Annotated in this window: 8 protein-coding genes; 4 read left to right on the top strand and 4 right to left on the bottom strand. The window is 74.3% G+C overall.

Annotated elements, in window-relative coordinates; all coding sequences use genetic code 11:
* Positions 1-81 precede the first annotated feature (81 nt).
* The 3 genes from Q0195_RS10895 (at position 82) to Q0195_RS10905 (ending at position 2,360) form a co-directional block, all read left to right on the top strand.
* Positions 82-1,194: a hypothetical protein gene (locus Q0195_RS10895; RefSeq protein ID WP_299278278.1), complete on the top strand. Its 1,113-nt coding sequence runs from the start codon at positions 82-84 to the stop codon at positions 1,192-1,194.
* Positions 1,191-1,400, top strand: a complete 210-nt coding sequence (locus Q0195_RS10900; RefSeq protein WP_299278281.1) for a hypothetical protein — start codon at positions 1,191-1,193, stop codon at positions 1,398-1,400. The genes Q0195_RS10895 and Q0195_RS10900 overlap by 4 nt, the downstream gene beginning before the upstream one ends.
* 159 nt (positions 1,401-1,559) lie before the next feature.
* A complete protein-coding gene (locus tag Q0195_RS10905) occupies positions 1,560-2,360 on the top strand; it encodes a hypothetical protein (RefSeq protein WP_299278284.1) in 801 nt (266 codons plus the stop codon).
* 74 nt (positions 2,361-2,434) lie between these two features.
* Here Q0195_RS10905 and Q0195_RS10910 read toward each other — a convergent pair whose 3' ends face one another.
* From Q0195_RS10910 to Q0195_RS10925, 4 genes are all read right to left on the bottom strand, one after another.
* Positions 2,435-2,947, bottom strand: coding sequence for an aromatic ring-opening dioxygenase LigA (locus Q0195_RS10910; RefSeq protein ID WP_299278286.1), 513 nt, complete (start codon positions 2,945-2,947; stop codon positions 2,435-2,437).
* Between the two features lie 122 nt (positions 2,948-3,069).
* Positions 3,070-4,266 carry a glycosyltransferase family 4 protein gene (locus Q0195_RS10915; protein WP_299278288.1) on the bottom strand — a complete coding sequence of 399 codons (1,197 nt, stop codon included), beginning with the start codon at positions 4,264-4,266 and terminating at the stop codon, positions 3,070-3,072.
* Positions 4,263-5,861, bottom strand: a complete 1,599-nt coding sequence (gene guaA, locus Q0195_RS10920) for a glutamine-hydrolyzing GMP synthase (protein WP_299278291.1) — start codon at positions 5,859-5,861, stop codon at positions 4,263-4,265. The genes Q0195_RS10915 and guaA overlap by 4 nt, the downstream gene beginning before the upstream one ends.
* The gene (locus Q0195_RS10925) at positions 5,858-6,274 is read right to left on the bottom strand and encodes a DUF3817 domain-containing protein (RefSeq protein ID WP_299278294.1); all 417 of its coding nucleotides are present in this window, start codon (positions 6,272-6,274) and stop codon (positions 5,858-5,860) included. Before Q0195_RS10925 ends, guaA begins: the two co-directional genes overlap by 4 nt.
* Before the next feature lie 110 nt (positions 6,275-6,384).
* Between Q0195_RS10925 and Q0195_RS10930 the strand changes: the two genes are divergently transcribed.
* The coding region (locus Q0195_RS10930; RefSeq protein WP_299278296.1) for an ABC transporter transmembrane domain-containing protein at positions 6,385-7,063 on the top strand (679 nt) is incomplete at its 3' end.

Genomic DNA, 7,063 nt, shown 5'->3' on the forward strand with positions numbered 1-7,063 from the left:
GTCTCCTGAGAAAAATATCGAGCTCGTTCTAGATACGTTTCAGTCGTTATCACCACCCCCACCGCGGACGGTCCCGCGTCCGTGGAGCCGGAGACGACGGCGCCGCTGCCCGAGCAGGAGCCGACCGCCCCGGGCGCGGACGCCACCACCGTGCTGCCCGAGGCCGGCACCGCCGACCCGGCGCAGGACACGGCGGTGTATCCCGACGCCGCCGACACCGACCGGCAGGACGACGCCACCACCCTCGCCGCCCGGCAGGACGACCCCACGGTCACGGCACGCATCGGTGAGCCGACCGAGCAGCTGCCCACCGAGCCGTCGCCCGAGCGCCCGGAGCCGAGCGGGTACGCCTACCAGGGCTGGGACCAGGGCACGACGCAGTCCTGGGACCGGAGCACCGGCTGGACGGGGGGTGCCGGCGGGTCCGGTGCCTGGGGCGGCGGCTCCGGGGGCGGCGTTCCCGGCCCCGTCCCCGCGCAGCAGCCGCCCGTGCCGCCGCGGCCCCCGGTGCCCGGACCCGGCTCGCGCATGACGAGTCTGGTCCTGGCCATCGCACTCTTCGGGGCCGCCGCGGTCGCCCTCGCCCACCAGACGGGCAACCTCGACGGCAACGCCTGGCTCGTGGGCAGTGGTGTCGTCCTCACCGTCCTCGGTCTGGGCGTGCTCGTCAGCGGCGTGCGAGGCCGCACCCAGGGCGGCCTGGGCGCCACCGCGCTCGTCCTGGCGATCCTCCTCGTGCCCACCGCCGCCGCGGCCGCCGCGCTGCCCGGCTTCGCCCGGATCGGCACCTCGTCCACCACGTGGGCGGGCGACCCGACGTGGGTCCCGACGTCCCCGGGTGCCGCCGAGCAGGGCTACTCGCTCTTCGCCGGCGAGCTCGTCGTCGACCTCACCGAGCTCGACCTCGACGAGGACCTCACCGTCCCGGCCCACGTCACCTTCGGCGACCTCACCCTCATCGTCCCCGACGAGGGCGCCGTCACCATCGAGTCCGGGGTGGGCACCGGAGGCATCGAGGCGCGGGTCGACGACGACTGGTACGGCCCGAACCTCACCCGCAACAACACCACCGGCGACGCCGGCACGAACGGCATCGGGCTCTCCGCGACACTCGAGCGGGACGGCGCCGGACCGCACATCACCATCGACGCCCAGGTCAGCGTCGGCATGATCTACATCGAGGAGGCGTCATGAGCGACCACCAGCCCACCATCACCCCGCAGCGCACCGGCCCCCGGGTGGGGACCATCGTCTGGGGCATCATCCTCGTCCTGCTCGGCCTCGGCGTCGTCGGCGTCGGGCTCGGGCTGACGATCGACCTGCAGGCGGCGCTCATCGCGCTCCTCGTCCTGGCCGGTGTCGGGCTCCTGGTCAAGGCGCTCGTCGGGCGGGACGACTGACGCCCGCAGCGGCACACGAGCACAGGGCCCCGGGGACATCCCCCGGGGCCCTGTGCTCGTGTCCGGCCGGGCCCGGAGGGTGGCGGGCGCGGTGCCCGGTCCACTAGGTTCGGGCGCACGCACCGGCCGACGGCGGCGGGGGCCCGACGGGGGTGAGCGATGGGGACCAGGGCACGCGGGCGGCTCCTGGCCGCGGTGGCGGTCCTCGCCGCGGCGGCGGGCTGCGGGCCCGGGCAGCCGGACCCGCCCGTCCCGGCGGTGCCGGCCTTCGCCACGACCGAGGCCCGCGTCGTCGTCACCGACGACCGGACCTTCCCGGTGAACCTGCTCTTCCTCGCCGACGAGGACGACCCGATCTGGACCGACGTGAGCGCCGTCGTCCTCTCCCCCGACCTCGAGGTGAGCGGGTTCACGGTCGAGGCGGGCGATGTCACGGACCGGGGCCGGCTGGGCAACCTGACGCTCGGCGTGGTGCCGCCCGCCACGGCCGTGACGGCCACCGACGTCATCGTGGTCCTCGGGGACGGCACCTCGCGGGCCTACCCGATCGGTGCCTGGGGGCTGGCGGCGGCCCCGGAGCCCGCCGGCCGGCTGCTCGACGTCACCGAGTACGTCCTGGCCTACCCCGGCACCGACCACCTGGAGATCGTCGCCGAGAACGTCTCCGGGGACCCGGTGGAGGTGCGGTCGGTCGACCTCGGCCTCACCTCGCTCGTCGTCGCCGAGGTGACGGTCGACGGGCAGGTCCTGCGGGAGGGCGAGGGGGTGTCGATCCCCGGCGGTGGACAGGCCTCCGTCGTCGTGCGCCTCACCGACGACGGCGGGCACGACCTCTACGTCACCTCCCCCTCCGTCACGGTGACCGGGCCGGACGGACAGGTCCGCCGGCAGCTGTTCGACCCCACGCTGCTCGGCTGGACCGACCTCACCGACGACCGGCTCGCGGCGTTCGCGCAGTAGTCCCTGCGGCGGCGGACATGCGCAGGGCTCCGGGGACGTCCCCGGGGCCCTGCGCGCTGTCGACGGGTGCGGGCTCAGACGGCCGGTTCGGGTACCCGCCCGTCCGCCGCGGCGGTCGCGACCGGAGCCTTGGCGAGCTGGTTCATCCCCGCGCCGATGAGGATGAGCAGCACGCCCAGCCCGATGACCAGCGCCGCCACCCCGTAGGAGACGACCGAGGTGAACAGCGAGGCCCGCAGGAAGGAGGCGTTCATGACCGAGGTGCGCTGCTCCTGGAGCTCGGTGTGCTCCGGCGAGCCGGGCTCGACCTCACGCATCGCGGCGCCGAGCTCGGCGTAGGTCCGGCCCTCGGTCCCGGCCAGCGCGTGGGTGTTGATGATGTCCGCCTGGGCGTAGGCGGAGAACGGACCTTGGACCTTGGCGCCGGCCAGGAAGGCGGCGTCCTCGGGCACGGTGATGTTCTCGGCCTTGAGCTGGCTGGTCACCATTGCCCAGGTGACCCCTCCGGCGACGATGAAGATGATGCCGGCGATGATGGCGACGATGCCCGCCAACCGGGCGAGTCCGGTGCCGCGAGTGGTGCTCATGGTGGGTCCTTTCGGATCTGCGGGAGCTCGGTTGTCGAGGTCCTTGGTCGCAATCCTGACATTCCGGAATGTCCGGTTCCCAGGCCGATGGTCCCAGGACCTGCCCGACATGTCCGGGTGACCTACGTCTCACGCGCGGGCGTGCGGCGGGACCGTTCGAGCGCCCGCTCGTAGAGCCGCTCGCAGGCGGCGAGCACATCGGCCCAGTCCGCGGCCGGTGGGGTGCTGACCGCGTGGCGCCGGAGCCGGCCCAGCAGGTCCCGGTCCTCGGCGAGCCGCACGATCGCGTCGGTGAGGGCGGCGTCCGCGGCGGCGTCGTCCAGCCCGTCCGCGCGGTCCGGGGTGAGCAGGCCGTCCTGCCCGTGGGTGATGTACTCGCTGACGCCGGTGCCGCGGCCGGCGACGACGGGCAGCCCCGCGGCGCGCGCCTCCAGGCCGGCGATCCCGAAGGCCTCGAGCCGCGCGGGGGCGACGAAGACGTGCTCCCCGGCGTAGCGGGCGCGCAGCTCGTCCCGCTGCAGCTGGCCGACGAGGCTGACGACGCCGTCCAGCCCGAGCCGGTGGACGTGCCCGCGTACCCGCGTCTCCTCCGGGCCGGAGCCGATGACGGTGAGGTGGAGCCGCGGCGCCCCGGATGCGTCGGTGCCCAGGCGGCGGTGCGCGGCGGCGACGATGTCGACGAGCGGCGCCACCCGCTTGCGCGGCGCCAGCCGCTGCGTGGCGACGAGCCGCAGGTGCCCGTTGGGCACCTCGGCAGGGGTCCCCGCCGGAGGCTGCCAGTCGGCCACGGTCAGCCCGTTGGGGACGACGAGGACGTCGTCGCGTCCGAGCATCCGCGCCACCCGCTCCCCCGCCACCCGGGAGACGGCGGAGACGGCGGCGGCCGTCCGGCCCATCCCGGTGAGCCGGGAGAGCAGGCCGTAGCCGGTGACGAAACCGTCGAGCATGCAGTGCCAGGTGACCGCCAACGGCACCCCGGTGACCCGGGCGGCGACCATGCCGTCGAGGGCGAACGGCGACACCACGCCCGCGTGCACGTGGACGACGTCGGGGCGCAGCCGGGTGATCGCCTGCCGCAGCAGCCAGGGGCCGCGCGGGTTGGCGGGCAGCCCGAAGGTCAGCGCGGAGGCCATCCGGTGCACGCGCACCCCCGTCCCCAGCACCCGGGTGGCGCGGCGGGCGCCGTCGGCCCCCGCCGTCGCCGTCGCGACGTGCACCTCGTGCCCGGCCCGGACCTGGAGGCCGGCGAGGTCGTGCACCTGGGTCTCGATACCGCCGGTCCGCGGGGGGAAGCAGTCCGAGACGTGGAGGATCCTCACTCCCACTCGATGGTGCCGGGTGGCTTGCTCGTGACGTCGAGGACGACGCGGTTGACCTCGGGCACCTCGTTGGTGATCCGGCTGGAGATGCGGGCGAGCACGTCGTAGGGCAGCCGGGACCAGTCGGCGGTCATCGCGTCCTCAGAGGTGACCGGCCGCAGCACGATCGGGTGGCCGTAGGTGCGGCCGTCGCCCTGGACCCCGACGGAGCGGACGTCGGCGAGGAGCACCACCGGGCACTGCCAGATGTCGCGGTCGAGGCCGGCGGCGGTGAGCTCGGCCCGGACGATGGCGTCGGCGGCACGCAGCACCGCCAGCCGCTCGGCGTCGACGGCGCCGACGATCCGGATGCCCAGGCCGGGGCCTGGGAAGGGCTGGCGCCACACGATGGACTCGGGCACCCCGAGCTCCAGCCCGACGGCGCGCACCTCGTCCTTGAACAGGGTGCGCAGCGGCTCGACGAGCTCGAACTGCAGGTCGTCGGGCAGCCCGCCGACGTTGTGGTGGGACTTGATGTTCGCCGCCCCCTCCCCGCCGCCGGACTCCACGACGTCGGGGTAGAGGGTGCCCTGGACGAGGAAGCGCACCTCCTCGTCGTGGCCGGCCTCGGCGACGATCTCCCGTGCGGCCTGCTCGAAGGTGCGGATGAACTCCCGGCCGATGATCTTGCGCTTCTCCTCCGGGTCGGTGACCCCGGCGAGCGCGGAGAGGAACTGGTCGGCCGCGTCGACGACCTTGAGGTTGACGCCGGTGGCGGCGACGAAGTCCTCCTCCACCTGCTCCGCCTCCCCGGCCCGCAGGAGCCCGTGGTCGACGAAGACGCAGGTGAGCTGGTCCCCGACGGCACGCTGGACGAGCGCGGCGGCGACGGCGGAGTCCACCCCGCCGGACAGACCGCAGATGACCCGTCCGTCGCCCACCTGGGCGCGGATCGCGGCGACCTGGTCGGCGATGACGTTGCCGGGGGTCCACGTCGGCTCCAGGCCCGCGCCGTCGTACAGGAAGCGCTCGAGGGCCGCCTGGCCGAAGTCGGTGTGCCGCACCTCCGGGTGCCACTGCATCCCGAAGAGGCGCCGCTCGCGGTCCTCGAACGCGGCCACGGGCGAGCCCGGCGAGGTGGCGAGCACCTCGAACCCGGCGGGGGCCTCGCGGACGGCGTCGCCGTGGCTCATCCACACCTGCTGGTGCTGCGGGGTGCCCTCGAGGAGCGACCCGGCAGCGCACAGCTCGACGACGGTGGCCCCGTACTCCCGCTCGCCGGTGCGCTCCACGGAGCCGCCCAGGGCGGCGGCCATCGCCTGGAAGCCGTAGCAGATCCCGAGCACCGGGACCCCGGCGGCGAAGAGCGCGGGGTCGACGGCCGGCGCGTCCTGCGCGTACACGGAGGCCGGGCCGCCGGAGAGGATGATCGCCGCCGGCTCCTTGGCCAGGATGCGGTCCACCGGCATGGTGTGCGGGACGATCTCGGAGTACACCCCCGCCTCGCGGACCCGGCGCGCGATGAGCTGGGCGTACTGGGCCCCGAAGTCGACGACGAGGACTGGTCGCGGGGTGGCCGCCCGTTCAGCGGTCGTGGGGGCGTCGCTCTTGGTCACGGCCTCAGCGTAGTGTGCCGCCGCGCGACCACGCCCGGCAGGTCCGCGGTGAACCAGCGCTGGGCACGGTGCTCCATAACGAACGAGAGGATCGGCACGACACCGGCGACGACGAGGGCGGCCATCCGCCCCAGCCCCCACCGCATGGTCGACCACAGGTTGAACACGCTGATGAGGTAGACCACGTAGATCCAGCCGTGCGCGAAGGGGATCCACCGGATCCACGTCGCGACGTCCGGGCCCACCTGGACGAGGTAGACGAGGACCATCTCCACGCACAGCAGCAGGAGCATGACGCCTGTGACGAACGCCATGAACCGGTAGGAGCGCCAGGCGTTCCTCGCCTTGCGCTCCCGCCCGGCGCGCAGCGCCGCCTCCGGTCCGCCTGCGGAAGTCGTCTTCTCCTCGTCCACCGGTCCTCCTCCGACCCGCCCGCGCGGGTCACCTCCCCAGTGTCTCAGGCCCCCGCGGCGGCAGGAAAACAGGCTGCTGGGCCGCTTCGCGGACGCATAGGCTCCGGTGCGTGCTCGACGTCCCGACCGGTCACCCCGGTCACCCTCCGCTGCACTCCCCGATGGCCTACCTCACCTGGGTCGGGCGGCGGGGACGGCGGGTCCTCCTGCCCGCCGCCGTCCTCACCACGGCGGTGTCGCTCGCCGGTGCCGCGGTCCCGCTGCTCCTCGGCCTGGCACTGGACACCGGGCTGGCGGAGGGCGTGTCCGCCCGGCTGCTGTGGCTCGCCCTCGTCATCGTCGCCGTCGGCGTGTTCGGGGCGGTGACGACGAGCGTGGGGCACGCTGCCGAGGTCGGCGGCTGGATGCACGGGTCGTTCACCACCACCCGGCTCGTCGGCCACCACGTGAGCCGTACCGGCCCGGCGATCGGTGAGGAGCTGCCCACCGGCGAGGTGGTCAGTGCGGTCGCGAACGACTCCTTCCAGGTCGGCAACGTCCTGGAGCTGCTGCCCGCCTTCGTCGGCGGTCTCGTCGGCTACCTGGCCGTCACCGGCTACATGCTCCGGCAGTCGCCGAGCCTCGGCGTGGTCGTCGCGCTCGGGCTGCCCGTGGTCACCGTCGTCGTCTCCTTCCTCATCCGGCCGCTGCAGGCGCGGCAGAAGGCGCAGCGTGACGCCGCCGGGCGGCTGGCGACGCTGGCCACCGACACCGTCTCCGGGCTGCGCATCCTGCGCGGGATCGGCGGGG

The organism is uncultured Georgenia sp., from assembly GCF_937958535.1.
Lineage (GTDB): Bacteria > Actinomycetota > Actinomycetes > Actinomycetales > Actinomycetaceae > Oceanitalea.

Excerpts from the sequence above, each read along its gene's own strand:
- Q0195_RS10900 (WP_299278281.1), top strand. The coding sequence starts at position 1,191 with ATGAGCGACCACCAGCCCACCATCACCCCGCAGCGCACCGGCCCCCGG.
- Q0195_RS10905 (WP_299278284.1), top strand. The coding sequence starts at position 1,560 with ATGGGGACCAGGGCACGCGGGCGGCTCCTGGCCGCGGTGGCGGTCCTC.
- Q0195_RS10910 (WP_299278286.1), bottom strand. The coding sequence starts at position 2,947 with ATGAGCACCACTCGCGGCACCGGACTCGCCCGGTTGGCGGGCATCGTC.